The following is a 16,425-nucleotide window of genomic DNA, read 5'->3' as shown; positions in this document are numbered from 1 at the left end:
CTACCTCGTGGGAGGGTCGAGGAGCTCCCACCCTTCGGTGATGACTCGACCATACAAGAGGTCGGGATCGAGGCGGCGCAGCTCCTCCGCGAGGCACTCCCGCAGCGACCGGCGCGGCAGGACGATGTCGTGCGTGGGCTGACCGGGCTGGGTGAGCGTCGCATCCGTCGCGCTGGTGCGCTCCAGGACGATGTCGCCCGACTTGCGGGAGAGCGTGACCGATCGGATGCCGTGCGTCCACTCCTCCTCGTCGGTGTAGTGCCACTCGACGGCGACGTCCAGCTTGAGGCGCAGCCATGCGGCGAGGAGCCCCGTGGACGGCGAACTCCCCGCGCCCACAACCGTGACAGCGGAGACCTGCTCGAACGGCGGCTGGTCCAGGACAGCGGCGAGCTGTTCCCGCCAGTGCGTCAGGCGGGTCCATGCGAGATCCGTGTCGCCGGGGGCGTACGCGGAGCCGAGCTGCGCGAGACGGTCCGGTGCGAACGGCTCGGTCGAGGCATCCGTGATGCGTCGCTGAGCCATGTGGCCGATCGGCGACTGAGCCGGGTCGGCGGGCGGGTCGTCGGGCCACCAGGCCACGACCGGCGCGTCGGGGAGGAGGAGGCCGTTGACGAGGCTCTCCTGGTTGTCGGCGGCCTCGCCGCGTGCCCGGAGGACGACGACCTCGCTCGCACCGGCGTCGCCGCCGACGCGGATCTGCGCGTCGAGGCCGGTCGGAGCGTCCGGCTCGACGACGAGGACGATGACGCGCATCGGGTGCTCACGCGATGCCGCGTTGGCGGCGTCGATGGCTTCCTCGTCGAACCCTCCGGTCGAGACGATCACGAGGGTCAGGACGCGTCCGAGGGCGACGGCGCCGCCCTCTTCGCGGACGCTGACGAGCTTCTTCGCGATCGTGGACACCGTGGTGTCGGGCAGATCGACGATCATGGACGCCTCCAGACGCGGCCGTCACGGGCCAAGAGTTCATCGGCGGACGGGGGACCCCAGGAACCGGGGGAGTACTGCTCGAGCGGCTCGTCCTGCTCGGCCCAGAAGCGTTCGACCGGGTCGAGGATGCGCCACGAGAGCTCCACCTCTTCGTGCCGGGGGAACAGGGGAGGATCGCCCAGGAGGACGTCGAGGATGAGTCGTTCGTAGGCCTCGGGGCTCGACTCGGTGAACGCGTGGCCGTAGCCGAAGTCCATCGTGACGTCGCGCACCTCGTTGCCGGCGCCGGGGACCTTCGACCCGAAGCGGAGCGTCACGCCCTCGTCGGGCTGGATGCGGATGACGAGCGCGTTCTGGCCGAGCTGCAGTGCCTGCGAGCGCAGGAACAGAAGCGGGGGCGTGTGCTTGAACACGACGGCGATCTCCGTGACGCGGCGTCCGAGCCGCTTTCCGGTGCGCAGGTAGAACGGGACGCCGTTCCACCGGCGCGTCGCGATCTCGAGCTTGATGGCGGCGTACGTCTCCGTCTTCGACTGCGGATCCATGCCGTCCTCGTCGAGGAACCCGGTGACGTGCTCGCCGCCCTGCCATCCGCCGGCGTACTGACCGCGCGCGGTGGCGGTCGCGAGATCCTCGGGCAGCGTGACCGCCGCGAGGACCTTCTCCTTCTCGGCGCGCAGGTGCTCTGCGTCGAGGGAGATGGGCTCCTCCATCGCGGTGAGAGCGAGGAGCTGGAGGAGGTGGTTCTGGATGACGTCGCGTGCCGCGCCGATGCCGTCGTAGTACCCGGCTCGACCGCCCACGCCGATGTCCTCGGCCATGGTGATCTGGACGTGGTCCACGTAGTTCGCGTTCCACAGCGGCTCGTACAGCTCGTTGGCGAACCGGAGCGCCAGGATGTTCTGGACCGTCTCCTTGCCGAGGTAGTGGTCGATGCGGAAGATCGCGTCGGCCGGGAAGGCGACTTCGAGAGCCTCGTTCAGCTCGCGGGCCGTCTGCAGGTCGCTGCCGAACGGCTTCTCGATCACGACGCGGCGCCACGTGTGTCCGCCGGCGGACTCATCGACCAGTCCGGAGTCGCGCAGCTGCCGTGCCACGACCGGGAAGTCCTTGGGCGGGATCGACAGGTAGTAGGCGTGATTGCCCATGGTGCCGCGCTCGGTGTCGAGCTTCTCGACCGTCTCTCGGAGACGAGCGAAGGATGCCGGGTCGTCGAACTCGCCCTGGACGAAACGGATCCCCTGGAGGAGCTGGTTCCAGGTCTCCTCACGGAAGGGGGTGCGGGCATGCTGTCGCACCGCCTCGTACACGACTTTCGCGAAGTCCTGGTCCTCCCAGTCGCGACGCGCGAACCCGACGAGGGCGAACCCGGGGGGCAGAAGTCCGCGGTTGGCGAGGTCGTACACGGCAGGCATGAGCTTCTTGCGCGACAGATCGCCCGTCACGCCGAAGATCACGAGCGCGCTCGGCCCCGCGATGCGGTTGAGGCGACGGTCGTCGGGATCGCGGAGGGGGTTGATCCCCCGCGAGATCTCAGCAACCATCGGTCAGTTCGCGCCGTCGAGGGCCTGGCGCACCGTGCCCTGCAGATCGTGCCACGAGACGATGAACTTATCGACGCCCTCATCCTCGAGCACCTGGGTGACGTCGACGAGGTCGACCCCGGCCTCCGCCAGCTGGTCGAAGACGCGGTGAGCGTCCTCGTAGGCGCCGGTGACGGTGTCCCCGGTGACCTTCGCGTGGTCGAACGTGGCCTCGAGCGTCTTCTCGGGCATCGTGTTCACGGTGCCCGGCGCGACGAGCTCGGTCACGTAGAGGGTGTCGGGAAGGGCAGGGTCCTTGACGCCGGTCGAGGCCCAGAGGGGACGCTGCACCGTCGCGCCCGCGGCGATCAGCTCGGCGGCATCCGACTGAGCGAATCGCTTCTCGAACAGCTCGTACGCCAGGCGCGCGTTGGCGACGCCCGCCTTGCCCTTCAGCGCTGCGGCTTCGCTCGTGTCGATCGCCTCGAGGCGCTTGTCGACCTCGGTGTCCACGCGCGAAACGAAGAACGAGGCAACCGAGTGGATCGTCGCGATGTCGTGACCGTTCTCCTTCGCCCGGCGCACACCCTCGAGGTACGCGTCGATGACCGCCGCGTAGCGCTCGAGGCTGAAGATGAGGGTCACGTTCACCGAGATGCCTTCGGCGAGGACGGCGCTGATGGCCGGAAGGCCCGCGAGGGTCGCGGGGATCTTGATCAGCGTGTTCGGGCGGTCGACCTTCGCCCACAGTTCCTTCGCCTGGGCGACGGTCGCGTCGGTGTCGTGTGCGAGGTCGGGGGAGACCTCGATCGACACGCGTCCGTCGACGCCGTCCGTGCGGTCGAACACGGGACGGAAGATGTCGGCCGCGTCACGCACGTCGGTGGTCGTGATCTCGAAGATCGCCGTGTCGACATCCGCGCCCTGGGCCGCAAGAGCCTGCAACGGAGCGTCGTACGAGTCGTCGTCCTTGTTGCCGATGGCGGCCTGGAAGATCGACGGGTTGGTGGTGACGCCGACGACGTCGCGCGTCTCGATCAGCTGGGCGAGGTTGCCGGTGTCGATCCGCGATCGCGAGAGGTCGTCGAGCCAGATGCTGACGCCGGCGGCGGACAGGTCCTCGGTGGGGGTGCTCATGCGTTCTCCTTGACGGTTGCGCGGGCCGCTTCGACGACCGCATCGGCGGTGACGCCGAACTTCTCGAACAGGGTCTTGTAATCGGCGGAGGCGCCGAAGTGGTCGATGCCGACGGTGCGTCCGCTGTCGCCGACGACCGCGCGCCACAGGCCCGTGGCTCCCGCCTCGACCGAGACGCGCGCCGTGACCGCGGCGGGCAGGACCGACTCGCGGTAATCCGCATCCTGTTCGGCGAACCATTCGAGACTGGGTGCGGACACGACGCGTGCGCCGATGCCCTCGGCGGCGAGCGTCTCGCGTGCCGCCACAGCCAGCTGGACCTCGGAGCCGGTGGCGATGAGGATCACGTCGGGCTCTCCCTCGGGAGCGTCGAGGAGCGTGTACGCACCCTTAGCGACACCGTCCGTCGTGGCGTAGCCGTTCTCTCCGCGCGGGAACACGGCGATGTTCTGGCGGGTGAGAGCGATACCCGTCGGGCCGTCCTGGCGGCGCAGGATCTCGAGCCAGGCCGCGGCCGTCTCGTTCGCATCCGCGGGACGGACGACCGTGAAGTTCGGGATGAGCCGCAGCGTCGCGAGCTGCTCGATCGGCTGGTGCGTCGGGCCGTCCTCGCCGAGGGCGACGGAGTCGTGGGTCCACACGAACACCGAGGGGATGTTCATGAGGGCGGCCAGTCGCACCGCCGGGCGCATGTAGTCGCTGAAGATCAGGAACGTCCCGCCGAACGGACGGGTCGGACCGTGCAGCTTGATGCCGTTGATGATCGCGCCCATGGCGTGTTCGCGGATGCCGAAGTGCAGCACGCGTCCATAGGGGTCGCCCGACCACTCGTGCGTGGACCACTCGGCCGGGATGAAGCTCTTCGCGTCCTTGATCGTCGTCAGGTTCGACTCGGCGAGGTCGGCCGAACCGCCCCAGAGCTCGGGGAGCTCGGCGGCGAGGGCGTTGAGCACGACGCCCGAGGCGGCACGGGTCGAGACGTCCTTGCCGGCCTCGAAGGAGGGGAGGGCGTCGGCGATTCCGTCGGGAAGGGCTGCCGCCTCGAGGCGGTCGAGCAGCGCCTTCCGCTCGGGGTTCGCGGCGGCCCAGGCGTCGAAGGACTCCTGCCAGGCGGCGCGGTCGGCCGCTGCGCGCTGGGCGAGCGAACGGGTGTGGGTGAGGACCTCGTCCGCGACGGCGAAGTTCGCTTCGGGGTCGAAGCCGAGGACCTTCTTCGTGGCAGCGAGTTCGTCGGCGCCGAGGGCGGAGCCGTGGATCTTGCCCGAATTCTGCTTGCCGGGCGAGGGCCAGCCGATGATCGTCTTGAGGACGATGAGGGAGGGCTTGGACGTCTCGGCCTTGGCGGCCTCGATTGCGGCGTGGAGGGCAGCGACATCCTCGACGTACTCGCCGGTCTTCTTCCAGTCGACCGTCTGCACCTGCCAGCCGTAGGCCTCGTACCGGGCCTGCACGTCCTCGGTGAAGGCGACGTTGGTGTCGTCCTCGATCGAGATCTGGTTCGAGTCGTAGATCGCGATCAGGTTGCCGAGCTGCTGGTGGCCCGCGAGCGAACCGGCCTCGGAGGTGACACCCTCCTGGAGGTCGCCGTCACCGGCGATGACGAAGATGTGGTGGTCGAACGGCGAGGTGCCGGCTTCGGCCTCGGGGTCGAAGAGACCGCGCTCGTACCGGGCGGCGTAGGCGAAGCCGACGGCCGAGGCGAGCCCCTGGCCGAGCGGACCCGTCGTGATCTCCACACCCTTCGTGTGGCCGTACTCGGGGTGGCCGGGGGTCAGCGAGCCCCAGGTGCGGAGCGCCTTCAGGTCATCGAGCTCGAGACCGAAGCCGCCCAGGTAGAGCTGCACGTACTGCGTCAGCGACGAGTGACCGGCGGACAGAATGAACCTGTCGCGACCGAGCCAGTGGGTGTCGGCGGGATCGTGGCGCAGCACACGCTGATAGAGCAGGTACGCCGCGGGCGCGAGGCTCATCGCGGTCCCCGGGTGGCCGTTGCCGACCTTCTCGACGGCATCCGCCGCCAGCACCCGCGCGGTGTCCACCGCGCGTCGATCGATCTCGTCCCAAACCAGCTCTGACACCTGGAAGCCTTTCGTCGGTGAGTCGGCGCGGACGACTGCTGATCATGAAAGAAGAGGGACGTCCCGCGTCGGGATTTTCAGCATATCGACCCGAGGCACCCGCCGAGGCCGGGGCGGCGCTCTGTGACGTGCGCTGTCAGCGAAGCGTCCGATCCGGTCGAGAAGTACCGCCCGCGGAGGATGCCGTAGACTCGGGGGACGATCTACACGGCAGGGGCGATGGCACTCACGGACACCGGCGCGCGCGTATCCGCGCCCGCTCGACAGTCGTTCGGCCGAACCCTCCGCGCGTACGTTCAGCTGACGAAGCCGCGGGTTCTCGAACTGCTGCTCGTCACGACGATCCCGGTCATGTTCCTGGCCGCGAACGGTCTCCCTGATCTCTGGCTGATCCTCGCGACGGTTCTGGGCGGCGCCATGAGCGCGGGCTCGGCGGCATCCTTCAACATGTACCTCGATCGCGACATCGATGCGCACATGAAGCGCACCGAGAACCGACCGCTCGTCACGGGTGAGGTCTCGCCCCGCGGCGCGCTCGTCTTCTCGTGGACGCTCGCCATCGTGTCCACGGTGTGGCTGTGGGTGTTCACGAACTGGGTCGCCGCAGCGCTCAGCGCCGCAGCCATCTTCTTCTACGTCGTGATCTACACGATCCTTCTCAAGCGCCGCACCGAGCAGAACATCGTGTGGGGCGGGATCGCCGGGTGCTTCCCGGTCATCATCGGGTGGTCGGCCGTCACGGGTTCTCTCACGTGGACGCCCTTCATCCTGTTCCTGCTCGTGTTCCTCTGGACGCCGCCGCACTACTGGCCGCTGTCCATGAAGTACAAGGGCGACTACGCGGAGGTCGACGTGCCGATGCTCGGCGCGACCCGCGACGGTGCACAGGTCGGCCTGCAGGTCATCCTCTACGCGTGGGCGACCATCGCGAGTTCACTCCTGCTGATCCCGGTCGCCGGCATGGGCATCGTCTACACCGTGTCCGCGCTCGTGTTCGGCGGCTGGTTCATCTACGAGTCCCACGTCCTGTACGCACGTGCTGTGCGCGGCGACAAGATCCAGCCGATGCGCGTGTTCCACGCCTCCATCACGTACTTGACGCTGCTGTTCGTCGCCATCGCGATCGACCCGCTGCTGCCGTTCTGACCGCAGCGGGCCGATCACTCGGTCAGCGTGCCGCGCCGTCGAGGACGGGCTCGGTCGTGTCGTGGTCTTCCGGCTGGTCGACGGGCTCGATGGCGTCGTCCGCCTCGGGTGCGGTCTGCGCCTGAGGGGTGACGGCGAAGGCGCGCAGGGCGCCCAGCGTGAAGGCCAACAGGAGGCCGATCGCGCCGACGCCGATCAGGATCGCGCCCAGGACGGCCCAGATCTGCCCGACATAGACCTCCACGCCGGTCGCGGTACCGGCGGTCAGCGCGGTCTCCATCGTCCCGAGCTTGTCGATCAGGACGACGGCGCCGGCGGCGCTGGATGCGAGGGAGCCTGCCACGAGCAGCCAGAACGGGATGCTACGGGTCAGGCGGGGGCGGGTGTTCATCGAATCTCCTCCGGGTCGAAGCCGTCCGGATTCGAACGGCCCGGGCCACTGTGGTCGATGGACCCTGCGGGAGGTGATGCGGAACCTATGAACTTTCAGTGAGAGGTGGCGACGTCTTCGGCCGGTACGGGCGCCTTGAGGCGCAGGATGACCACGGTCATGGTGGCCGCCGTCAGTGCAGCGAGCACCATGTGGACGCCGACCGCGATCTCGGGGAGACCGTTGCGCGCCTGGTAGAGACCCACCGCGATCTGGACCGCTTCGGCGAGCAGGAGGACGGAGATCCACGTGCGGGGCCGCAGGCGCTTCGCCCAGGCGACGCCGACCAGCACGAGTGTCAGTGCGAGAAGCGTGTATCCCGGCCAGGCGTGGACGTGCTCGAGGATCTCGGCGTTGAAGCCGTTCCGGCCGGCCGCCGCGTCGCCCGAGTGGGGGCCGGCGCCGGTGGTGAGGACTCCGAAAGCGATCGTCACCGCGAGGACGGCGGTCGTGGCGTGCGCGAGCCCGGCGTACCACGTCGGTACCACGCGGAGGCGGGGGGCGGCCGGCTCCTTCATGCGCACGAGGAATGCGGCGCAGACGCAGACGAGGACCAGCGACACGACGTAGTGGAAGCCGACGATGAACGGGTTCAGGCCCGTCAGGACCGTGATGCCGCCGACGATGGCCTGCGCGACGACGCCGCCGAGGACGATGAGCGCCATGACGAACAGGTCCCGGCGGGCACGCCGCATCCGCCACACGAGAATGACGACGATCAGCGCGAGGATGCCGACGAGCCCCGTCAGCGTCCGGTTGCCGAACTCGATGACGCCGTGGATGCCCATCTCGGGAGTCGCCACGAGCGATTCCGGCGTGCAGGTGGGCCACGTAGGGCAGCCGAGGCCGGAGCCGGTGAGCCGGACGGCGCCGCCGGTGCCGATGATGAGCGTCTCGGCGATGAACGAGAGCCAGGCCACGAAGGGCAGCAGACGCGGCATCCGCGTGACGGGCGGGGCGGTCGGTGTCGACGCGGTGATGAGCATGGGGTCGCCTCCGGGCGAGGGCCGGCACGCCGCGGGGGACGGCCGTGCCTGTAGAATGAAGCAGTCGGCGAGCGCGATCCCCATCGCAGCCCGCACAACGATTCTAGGCGCGGTATCGCGTCGTCAGAGCGGCCAGCAGCGGCATCCCCCTCGTGCACTCCTCTCACGGGAGGGAATGCCGGAACGGATGACACCGTTGCCGCCCGTGAGGAGGAAATTCATGTCGGATGTGCTCATCGACCGTCCCGAACTCGAAGGCCTGGGGGTGTACGAGTTCGGCTGGCACGACGCGGATGCCGCCGGTGCCATCGCCCAGCGAGGTATCAACGAGGATGTGGTCCGCGGGATCTCCTCCCTCAAGAGCGAACCCGAATGGATGCTGAAGACCCGCCTCAAGGGGTACCAGCTCTTCGGTCGCAAGCCCATGCCGACGTGGGGCGCCGACCTCTCGGGCATCGACTTCGACAACATCAAGTACTTCGTGCGCTCGACCGAGAAGCAGGCGCAGACGTGGGAGGACCTCCCCGAGGAGATCCGCAACACGTACGAGAAGCTCGGCATCCCCGAGGCGGAGCGTCAGCGCCTCGTCGCCGGCGTCGCCGCTCAGTACGAGTCCGAGGTCGTCTACCACCAGATCCGCGAGGACCTGGAGCAGCAGGGTGTCATCTTCATGGACACCGACACGGCACTGCGCGAGCACCCCGAGTTCTTCGAGGAGTACTTCGGCACGGTCATCCCCGCGGGCGACAACAAGTTCGCCGCGCTGAACACCGCTGTGTGGTCGGGTGGCTCGTTCGTCTACGTCCCCAAGGGCGTGCACGTCGAGATCCCGCTCCAGGCCTACTTCCGCATCAACACCGAGAACATGGGCCAGTTCGAGCGGACGCTGATCATCGCCGACGAGGACAGCTACGTCCACTACATCGAGGGTTGCACCGCTCCCATCTACAAGAGCGACTCGCTGCACTCGGCCGTCGTCGAGATCATCGTGAAGAAGAACGCCCGCGTTCGGTACACGACGATCCAGAACTGGTCGAACAACGTCTACAACCTCGTCACCAAGCGCGCCGTCGCCCATGAGGGCGCGACCATGGAATGGGTCGACGGCAACATCGGCTCTAAGGTGACGATGAAGTACCCGTCGATCTACCTGATGGGCGAGCACGCCAAGGGCGAGACCCTGTCCGTCGCTTTCGCCGGTCCCGGCCAGCACCAGGACGCCGGCGCGAAGATGATCCACATGGCGCCGTACACCCAGTCGTCGATCGTCTCGAAGTCGATCGCGCGCGGCGGCGGCCGCGCCGGCTACCGCGGTGAGGTGCGGGTGGACGCCAACGCGCACCACTCGGCCAACACGGTCCGCTGCGACGCGCTGCTGGTCGACACGATCTCGCGCTCCGACACGTACCCGGCGATCGACATCCGCGTCGACGACGTCCAGCTCGGCCACGAGGCGACCGTCTCGAAGGTCAGCGAGGAGCAGCTGTTCTACCTCATGAGCCGCGGCATGCCCGAGGACGAGGCGATGGCGATGATCGTGCGCGGCTTCATCGAGCCGATCGCCCGCGAACTGCCCATGGAGTACGCCCTCGAGCTGAACAAGCTCATCGAGATGGGCATGGAAGGATCCGTCGGCTGATGACGACAGCGACTCAGGCCCCCGCATCCGATGCGAAGGGCCACATCGACCCTGCGGCGAAAGTGACCGACCGGAACGTTCCCGTGCAGACCCGCTCGGAGCGTCCGTGGTCGTTCGACCCGGCCGACTTCGGCGCGCCGACCGGCCGCGAGGTCAACTGGAAGCACACGCCGCTCGACCGCGTCGCCGCGCTGCTGGCCGACGAGCCCGCTCCGCACGACGTCATCGGCGTCGAGGTGACCGGACCGGATGCCGTCGAGCACCGTCGTCTGCAGAAGGACGAGGCGCCCCGTGGCGAGGTCTTCCGCCCCGAGGATGTCGTCAGCGCGATCGCCTGGGCTCAGGAGCCCGAGGCGCCGCTCATCCGGATCCCGGCGAACACCGAGATCGACGAGCCCGTCGTCGTGACCCTCACCGGTCGCGGTGGCGTCGCTCATGCGCACGTCGTCATCGAGGCGCAGGCGAATTCGCGCGGTACCGTCGTGTTGCGCCACGAGGGAACCGCCGCTCAGGCGCAGAACGTCGAGATCATCGTCCGCGACGGCGCTGCCCTCACGGTCGTGTCGGTCCAGCGATGGGACGACGACGCCGTGCACCTCGCGGCGCACCAGGCCCGTGTGGACCGCGATGCGACCCTCACCCACATCGTCGTCAGCCTCGGCGGCGGCCTCGTGCGGGTGAACCCGTCGGTAGAGCTCGCCGGTTCCGGCGCGCAGGGACGCCTGTACGGCCTCTCGTTCGCCGACGCGGGCCAGCATCTCGAGAGCCAGGTCTACCTCCACCACAAGGGCGACCACACGAACGGCGACGTCCTGTACAAGAGTGCGCTGCAGGGTGCCTCGGCGCGGACCGTCTGGATCGGCGACGTCCTCATCGGACCGGATGCCGTCGGCACCGACTCCTACGAAGCGAACCGCAACCTCGTCCTCACCGACGGAGCGCGCGCCGACTCCATCCCGAACCTCGAGATCGAGACCGGCGACATCGTCGGTGCCGGGCACGCGAGCGCGACGGGCCGGTTCGACGACGAGCAACTCTTCTACCTGCAGGCCCGCGGGATCGACGAGGAGCAGGCACGACGTCTGGTCGTCCTCGGCTTCCTCGCCGAGATCGTCCAGAAGATCGGCATCCCGTCCCTCGAGGACGAGTTCATCGCCGCCATCGAGGCGGAGCTCGTCGGGGAGGGCACGCGATGACCGCCGAGAAGGTGCTCCAGCTGAGCGAGCTCGAGCAGGACACCGCTGTGCGCGTCGAGGTGGGCGGCGTCGCCATCTCCGTGGTGCTCGACGGTCAGGGCGAGGTCCACGCGATCGGCGACACCTGCACGCACGGTGACATCTCGCTGGCGGACGGCTTCGTCGAGGGCGAGACGCTCGAATGCTGGGCGCACGGGTCCGCGTTCTCGCTCCGCACCGGCCGCCCCCTGAATCTCCCGGCCTACGAGCCGGTGCCCGTCTACGAGGTCACGATCGACGGGGACGACATCCTCATCGATCCCGCCGTGACCAAAGCCGTGAACTGAAGAAAGAAGCTGACATGTCTGTCCTCGAGATCCGCGACCTCCATGTGACCGTCGAGACGGAAGCCGGCGAGACCCCGATCCTCAACGGCGTCACCCTCACCGTCCGCACGGGCGAGACCCACGCCATCATGGGCCCGAACGGCTCCGGCAAGTCGACGCTCGCGTACACGATCGCCGGCCACCCCAAGTACACCGTCACGGGTGGCACCATCACCCTCGACGGCGACGACGTCCTCGCGATGTCGGTCGACGAGCGTGCGCGCGCCGGTCTCTTCCTGGCGATGCAGTACCCGGTCGAGATCCCCGGTGTGACGGTCACGAACTTCCTGCGTACCGCCAAGACCGCCATCGACGGCGAAGCGCCGTCGATCCGCTCGTGGACGAAGGACGTGAAGGGCGCCATGCAGAACCTGCGCATGGACCCGAAGTTCGCCGCCCGCAACGTCAATGAGGGCTTCTCCGGCGGCGAGAAGAAGCGCCACGAGATCCTGCAGCTCGAGCTCCTGAAGCCCAAGCTCGCCATCCTCGACGAGACGGACTCCGGCCTCGACGTCGACGCGCTCAAGATCGTCTCCGAGGGCGTCAACCGCGCCAAGGAGGAGAGCGACATGGGCGTCCTGCTCATCACCCACTACACCCGCATCCTCCGCTACATCCAGCCCGACTTCGTCCACGTCCTCGTGAACGGTCGCGTCGCTGAGGAAGGCGGCCCGGAGCTCGCAGCGCGGCTGGAGGACGAGGGTTACGACCGTTTCCTCGCCCCGGTCGGCGGCGAGCAGGCCTAGGATCGTCGCATGACCGAGACGCTCGCACCCGAGAAGTACGACGAGGTCACCGAGGCGCTCAAGGACGTCATGGACCCCGAGTTGGGGGTCAATATCGTCGACCTCGGCTTGATCTACGACCTGGGATGGGACGACGAGAACGACGCACTCGTCATCCACATGACCCTGACGTCGGCCGGCTGCCCCCTGACGGACGTCCTCGAGGAACAGACCGGCCAGGCGCTCGACGGCGTCGTGGACCGATTCCGGATCAACTGGGTCTGGATGCCGCCGTGGGGACCGGAGAAGATCACCGATGACGGTCGCGACATGATGCGCGCGCTCGGATTCTCGATCTGACCCGAAGACCGCGGCCACCCGGCCGATGGAAGAAGCGGTGCGACTGTGTCGCACCGCTTCTTCAGTTCTCCGACCGTCCGAGTCGCCAGTAGCCCATGAAGGCGACGGCACGGCGGTCGACGCCGACCTCGCTCACCAGGTGACGACGCAGTGCCTTGATGGCTGAGGCCTCGCCGGCCAGCCACGCGTACAGCGGCGCGCTCTTCAGGGCGGCTCCACCCTTCGCCGTGCGAGGGACCTCCCACAGGATGTCGTGATCGACGTCGATCTCCTCGACCTCCGCACCGATACCGCGGGGTGCGAGACGGTGGGCGACTTCGCTGACGGCGGCGATGAGGTGATCGTGTCGGTGGTCCTCGCCCGCCCGGGCCGCGGTGATGAGCTCGAATCCCGGATGAGTGGGCAGATACGCGATGTCATCGGCATGCGGCACCTCGAGGACGACGACGCCGCGAGCGTCGGCGGGGAGCTGCTCCAGAATGCGGGCGATCGCGGGCGCCGCGGTCTCGTCTCCCGCGAGGAGGATGTTCTCCGTCTTGGCGGGCGGGACGAAGTCGATGCCGTAATTGACGCCCGTGTGGGAGGTCGTCGGCGCGAGGATCAGCACCTCGTCGCCCGCCTTCGCCTCGGCGATCCAGGCCGAAGCGGGGCCCATGACGTCGTGCGCCACCATGTCGATGTCGACCTCGTTGGCCTCGTTCCGCACGGCGCGAGTCGTGTACGTCCGCATCACGGGACGGGCGTCGTCGGGCAGTGCGCGCCACTGGTCGTACCAGTCCTCACCGGTGGGCATCGAGTCGATCGGCGCGGACGGAGTGGGGAAGAGGATCTTCACCCGCTGGTCGAACCCCGGGTCGCCGTAGGCGGAGAGCGCGGTGTCCTTGAAGGTGAAGCGGCGGAAACTGGGGGTCACGTCTGCGACGGACGCCACCGGTGCACGGAAGAAGGCCATGGTGTTGAGGGACATCGGTCACTCCGGGTATCAGCTGACGGCGCCGTCGAGGCGCGCGGGGACGTGGTGTCGACCGATGGGAAGAACCAGCGGCCGACCGGTGAGCGGGTCGGGGATGACGCGGCTGTCGAGACCGAAGACCTCGTGGACCGTCTCCGCAGTCAGGACCTGCTCAGGAGCGCCGGAAGCATAGATCCGTCCGGCGGACATCGCGACCAGGTGGTCGGCGTAGCGTGCGGCCAGGTTGAGATCGTGGAGCACCATGACGATGGTGGTTCCGCGCGACCGGTTGAGGTCGGTCAGCAGGTCGAGCACGTCGATCTGATGGCTCACGTCGAGGAACGTCGTCGGCTCGTCGAGCAGGAGGACATCCGTCTGCTGGGCGAGGGCCATCGCGATCCAGACGCGCTGGCGCTGGCCGCCGGAGAGCTCATCGACGGGACGGTCCGCGATCGCGACGATGTCGGTCGCTTCGAGGGCTTCTGCCACGGCCTTGTCGTCTGCCGGCGTCCAGCGTGCGAGCGGCCCGTGGTGGGGAGTACGTCCGCGACTGACGAGGTCGGAGACGGCGATCCCCTCGGGAGCGATCGGCGACTGCGGCAGCAATCCGAGATCGCGGGCGACCTGCTTGGTCGGCATCCGGTGGATGTCCTTGCCGTCGAGGAGGACCTGACCTGCTCTGGGGGGGAGGAGGCGCGCCATCGCCTTGAGCAGTGTCGACTTGCCGCAGGCGTTCGCACCGACGATCGCTGTGACTTTGCCTGCGGAAACGGTGAGATCCAGCGTGTCGACGATCGTCCGGTCACCGTAGGCGAGCGAGATCCCCTCCGCGGTGAGGGTGCGGTGGGCGGTCATAGGGTGCCTCCCGAGCGGCTGCTGCGGATGAGAAGGAAGATGAGGTACGGCGCGCCGAGCACGCCGGTGACCACGCCGACGGGCAGTCGGAGACCGAGGAGATACTGTCCGACGAAGTCCGCGACGAGCACCAGGAGAGCGCCGAACAAGCCGGCGACGAGGACGGGGGATCCGACGGGTCCCAGCATCCGTGCCGCGATGGGGCCCGCCAGGAAGGCGACGAACGAGATGGGTCCTGCGGCCGCGGTCGCGAACGCCAGCAGGGTCACGGCGGCGATGATGAGCATGACGCGCCGACGCTCGACGGGGACTCCGAGCGCTGCGGCGGTGTCGTCGCCGAGTCGCATCAGCTCGAGGTCGCGCGAGAGCCAGAGGATGACGGGGACTCCGATCACCACGGCGACGGCGAGAGGGACGGCCTCGTTCCAGGATGCGCCGTTGAGGTTGCCCGTGATCCAGCGCATCGCGGCCTGGAGGTCCCACTCCGCGGCCCGCGACAGGACGTACGCCACGACGCTGTTGAAGATCGCGGCGACGCCGATCCCGATGAGGATGAACCTCGCGCCCGCCCCGCCGTCCTTGAACGCCAGGAGGTAGATGGACAGGGCGGTGACCAGAGCACCCACCGTGGCGAGGATCGCGACCGGGGTCTGGTCGAGCGAGAGGAACACGATTCCGACGACGGCCGCGGCGCTGGCCCCCGCGTTGATTCCGATGATGTCGGGGCTGGCGAGCGGGTTGCGGAGCATGGTCTGGAACACCGCACCGCCGATGCCGAAGCACGCCCCCGCGAGCAGACCGACCGTCGAACGGGGCAGTCGGAGCTCGCCGACCGTGAAAGAGGCGCCGGGAACGAGCTGCCCGGTGATGACGCCCCAGACCTCGGCGGGGGAGTAGAAGCTCTGACCCACCATCAGCGACACCAGGTAGGTGGCCGCGACGGCGATCACGAGAATGCTCGTGACCAGCACACGTCGACGCGCTCTGCGTGCTCGGCCACGCGTGACGAGGTCGAGCGTCGACTGCTGAACGGATGCCGCGGTCACAGTGCACGCATCTTCTGTCGACGCACGATGGCGATGAAGAACGGGGCGCCGATGAGCGCGGTGACCACACCGACCTCGACTTCCTGCGGCGGGGCGATCACACGACCGACGACATCCGCGATGGTGAGGAGGCCGCCACCGACGAGCGCCGAGATGGGCAGGAGCCACCGGTGGTCGGGACCGACGATAAGCCGGCAGACGTGCGGGACGATGAGGCCGACGAACCCGATGGGGCCGGCGACGGCGGTCGCCGCACCGCAGAGGATGACGGCTCCGAGCGCGGCCAGGAGTCGCGCTGTCTGCACCCGCTCGCCGAGGCCCGCGGCGAGGTCGTCGCCGAGTGCCAGGGAGTTGAGGCCCCCGGCGGAAGCGAAGCAGATCGCTGCGCCGACGATGAGGAACGGGAGGACGAGGAGGATCTTGTCGGGGGATGCTCCGCCGACTCCGCCGATCTGCCAGAAACGGAAGACGCTCATGACGTCGATGCGGGGGAGCAGGATCGCGCTGATCAGCGAGGTGAAGGCGACCGCGGTCGCGGCGCCCGCCAGCGCGAGTTTCAGCGGGCTGGCGCCGCCCCGGCCGAGCGAACCCACCGTGTAGACGAACACGGCGGCGACGGCAGCGCCGAGCATGGCGAGCCAGATGTAACCGAAGGCATCCGTGATCCCGAAGAAGGCGAGCCCGACGACGACGGCGAGAGAGGCGCCGCCGTTGATCCCGAGGATCTGCGGGTCCGCGAGGGGGTTTCGCGTCACACCCTGCATGACGGTCCCTGCCACGGCGAGCGCCGCCCCGATGAGCAGGGCGAGGATCGTCCGCGGCACGCGCTTCGCGACGGCGGCGGCGGATGCCGTGTCGACGTCCCCGGACAACCCTGCCCAGATGTCGTTGATGCCCACGGATCTCGCCCCCAGCGTCACGGACAGGACTGCAGCCACAGCCACGAAGGCGATGAGTGCGACCAGCCAGATCACACGCCGACGCCGCGGTCGCCGTCGCAGGGACGGGACCGCGGTGGCGGCGGGAGCGAGAGTCGTGGACATGTCGATGGATC

Annotated in this window: 16 protein-coding genes; 6 read left to right on the top strand and 10 right to left on the bottom strand. The window is 68.5% G+C overall.

Annotated elements, in window-relative coordinates:
* The 4 genes from H286_RS0106315 to tkt are packed head-to-tail and all read right to left on the bottom strand — an operon-like array spanning window position 1 to window position 5,671.
* Window positions 1-933, bottom strand: a complete 933-nt coding sequence (locus H286_RS0106315) for a glucose-6-phosphate dehydrogenase assembly protein OpcA (RefSeq protein ID WP_020097508.1) — start codon at window positions 931-933, stop codon at window positions 1-3.
* Window positions 930-2,477 (bottom strand): glucose-6-phosphate dehydrogenase, encoded by a 1,548-nt coding sequence (zwf, locus tag H286_RS0106310; RefSeq protein WP_020097507.1) that lies wholly within the window; start codon window positions 2,475-2,477, stop codon window positions 930-932. Before zwf ends, H286_RS0106315 begins: the two co-directional genes overlap by 4 nt.
* A gap of 3 nt (window positions 2,478-2,480) precedes the next feature.
* A complete protein-coding gene (gene tal / locus H286_RS0106305) occupies window positions 2,481-3,593 on the bottom strand; it encodes a transaldolase (protein WP_020097506.1) in 1,113 nt (370 codons plus the stop codon).
* Complete coding sequence (gene tkt, locus H286_RS0106300) at window positions 3,590-5,671, bottom strand: transketolase (RefSeq protein ID WP_020097505.1); 2,082 nt, start codon at window positions 5,669-5,671, stop codon at window positions 3,590-3,592. The genes tal and tkt overlap by 4 nt, the downstream gene beginning before the upstream one ends.
* A gap of 219 nt (window positions 5,672-5,890) precedes the next feature.
* Here tkt and H286_RS0106295 point away from each other — a divergent pair, with 219 nt between their 5' ends.
* Window positions 5,891-6,817, top strand: coding sequence for a heme o synthase (locus tag H286_RS0106295; RefSeq protein ID WP_018186513.1), 927 nt, complete (start codon window positions 5,891-5,893; stop codon window positions 6,815-6,817).
* Between the two features lie 22 nt (window positions 6,818-6,839).
* Here the strand turns inward: H286_RS0106295 and H286_RS0106290 are convergent, their stop codons facing one another.
* Window positions 6,840-7,208 (bottom strand): hypothetical protein, encoded by a 369-nt coding sequence (locus H286_RS0106290; RefSeq protein WP_018186514.1) that lies wholly within the window; start codon window positions 7,206-7,208, stop codon window positions 6,840-6,842.
* Between the two features lie 95 nt (window positions 7,209-7,303).
* Window positions 7,304-8,233: a COX15/CtaA family protein gene (locus H286_RS0106285; RefSeq protein WP_020097504.1), complete on the bottom strand. Its 930-nt coding sequence runs from the start codon at window positions 8,231-8,233 to the stop codon at window positions 7,304-7,306.
* A 220-nt stretch (window positions 8,234-8,453) separates the two neighbouring features.
* Here H286_RS0106285 and sufB point away from each other — a divergent pair, with 220 nt between their 5' ends.
* The 5 genes from sufB to H286_RS0106260 are packed head-to-tail and all read left to right on the top strand — an operon-like array spanning window position 8,454 to window position 12,518.
* Window positions 8,454-9,872, top strand: coding sequence for a Fe-S cluster assembly protein SufB (sufB, locus tag H286_RS0106280; protein ID WP_018186516.1), 1,419 nt, complete (start codon window positions 8,454-8,456; stop codon window positions 9,870-9,872).
* A complete protein-coding gene (gene sufD, locus H286_RS0106275; RefSeq protein WP_020097503.1) occupies window positions 9,872-11,068 on the top strand; it encodes a Fe-S cluster assembly protein SufD in 1,197 nt (398 codons plus the stop codon). The genes sufB and sufD overlap by 1 nt, the downstream gene beginning before the upstream one ends.
* Window positions 11,065-11,394, top strand: coding sequence for a non-heme iron oxygenase ferredoxin subunit (locus H286_RS0106270; RefSeq protein WP_020097502.1), 330 nt, complete (start codon window positions 11,065-11,067; stop codon window positions 11,392-11,394). The genes sufD and H286_RS0106270 overlap by 4 nt, the downstream gene beginning before the upstream one ends.
* A 14-nt stretch (window positions 11,395-11,408) precedes the next feature.
* Window positions 11,409-12,179 carry a Fe-S cluster assembly ATPase SufC gene (gene sufC / locus H286_RS0106265; protein ID WP_020097501.1) on the top strand — a complete coding sequence of 257 codons (771 nt, stop codon included), beginning with the start codon at window positions 11,409-11,411 and terminating at the stop codon, window positions 12,177-12,179.
* Between the two features lie 9 nt (window positions 12,180-12,188).
* Entirely contained in the window at window positions 12,189-12,518 is a 330-nt protein-coding gene (locus tag H286_RS0106260) for a metal-sulfur cluster assembly factor (RefSeq protein ID WP_018186520.1), read from the top strand.
* A gap of 61 nt (window positions 12,519-12,579) precedes the next feature.
* Here H286_RS0106260 and H286_RS0106255 read toward each other — a convergent pair whose 3' ends face one another.
* From H286_RS0106255 to H286_RS0106240, 4 genes are read right to left on the bottom strand one after another with little or no spacing between them, the layout of a single operon-like run.
* Entirely contained in the window at window positions 12,580-13,485 is a 906-nt protein-coding gene (locus H286_RS0106255) for a siderophore-interacting protein (protein ID WP_020097500.1), read from the bottom strand.
* A gap of 15 nt (window positions 13,486-13,500) precedes the next feature.
* The gene (locus tag H286_RS0106250; protein ID WP_020097499.1) at window positions 13,501-14,325 is read right to left on the bottom strand and encodes an ABC transporter ATP-binding protein; all 825 of its coding nucleotides are present in this window, start codon (window positions 14,323-14,325) and stop codon (window positions 13,501-13,503) included.
* Entirely contained in the window at window positions 14,322-15,371 is a 1,050-nt protein-coding gene (locus H286_RS0106245) for a FecCD family ABC transporter permease (RefSeq protein ID WP_020097498.1), read from the bottom strand. Before H286_RS0106245 ends, H286_RS0106250 begins: the two co-directional genes overlap by 4 nt.
* The gene (locus tag H286_RS0106240; RefSeq protein WP_020097497.1) at window positions 15,368-16,414 is read right to left on the bottom strand and encodes a FecCD family ABC transporter permease; all 1,047 of its coding nucleotides are present in this window, start codon (window positions 16,412-16,414) and stop codon (window positions 15,368-15,370) included. The genes H286_RS0106245 and H286_RS0106240 overlap by 4 nt, the downstream gene beginning before the upstream one ends.
* Between the last annotated feature and the right edge of the window lie 11 nt (window positions 16,415-16,425).

Origin of the sequence: Microbacterium sp. 11MF (assembly GCF_000383475.1) — a bacterium.
Lineage (GTDB): Bacteria > Actinomycetota > Actinomycetes > Actinomycetales > Microbacteriaceae > Microbacterium > Microbacterium aquilitoris.
This window is presented reverse-complemented; position numbering and strand designations above follow the sequence as displayed.

Bases quoted from the DNA above. Each gene is read 5' to 3' on its own strand.
- sufB (WP_018186516.1), top strand. From the start codon at position 8,454: ATGTCGGATGTGCTCATCGACCGTCCCGAACTCGAAGGCCTGGGGGTG.
- H286_RS0106295 (WP_018186513.1), top strand. From the start codon at position 5,891: ATGGCACTCACGGACACCGGCGCGCGCGTATCCGCGCCCGCTCGACAG.
- H286_RS0106260 (WP_018186520.1), top strand. From the start codon at position 12,189: ATGACCGAGACGCTCGCACCCGAGAAGTACGACGAGGTCACCGAGGCG.
- sufD (WP_020097503.1), top strand. From the start codon at position 9,872: ATGACGACAGCGACTCAGGCCCCCGCATCCGATGCGAAGGGCCACATC.
- tal (WP_020097506.1), bottom strand. From the start codon at position 3,593: ATGAGCACCCCCACCGAGGACCTGTCCGCCGCCGGCGTCAGCATCTGG.
- H286_RS0106240 (WP_020097497.1), bottom strand. From the start codon at position 16,414: ATGTCCACGACTCTCGCTCCCGCCGCCACCGCGGTCCCGTCCCTGCGA.
- H286_RS0106290 (WP_018186514.1), bottom strand. From the start codon at position 7,208: ATGAACACCCGCCCCCGCCTGACCCGTAGCATCCCGTTCTGGCTGCTC.
- sufC (WP_020097501.1), top strand. From the start codon at position 11,409: ATGTCTGTCCTCGAGATCCGCGACCTCCATGTGACCGTCGAGACGGAA.
- H286_RS0106285 (WP_020097504.1), bottom strand. From the start codon at position 8,233: ATGCTCATCACCGCGTCGACACCGACCGCCCCGCCCGTCACGCGGATG.
- H286_RS0106315 (WP_020097508.1), bottom strand. From the start codon at position 933: ATGATCGTCGATCTGCCCGACACCACGGTGTCCACGATCGCGAAGAAG.
- zwf (WP_020097507.1), bottom strand. From the start codon at position 2,477: ATGGTTGCTGAGATCTCGCGGGGGATCAACCCCCTCCGCGATCCCGAC.
- H286_RS0106270 (WP_020097502.1), top strand. From the start codon at position 11,065: ATGACCGCCGAGAAGGTGCTCCAGCTGAGCGAGCTCGAGCAGGACACC.
- H286_RS0106250 (WP_020097499.1), bottom strand. From the start codon at position 14,325: ATGACCGCCCACCGCACCCTCACCGCGGAGGGGATCTCGCTCGCCTAC.
- H286_RS0106255 (WP_020097500.1), bottom strand. From the start codon at position 13,485: ATGTCCCTCAACACCATGGCCTTCTTCCGTGCACCGGTGGCGTCCGTC.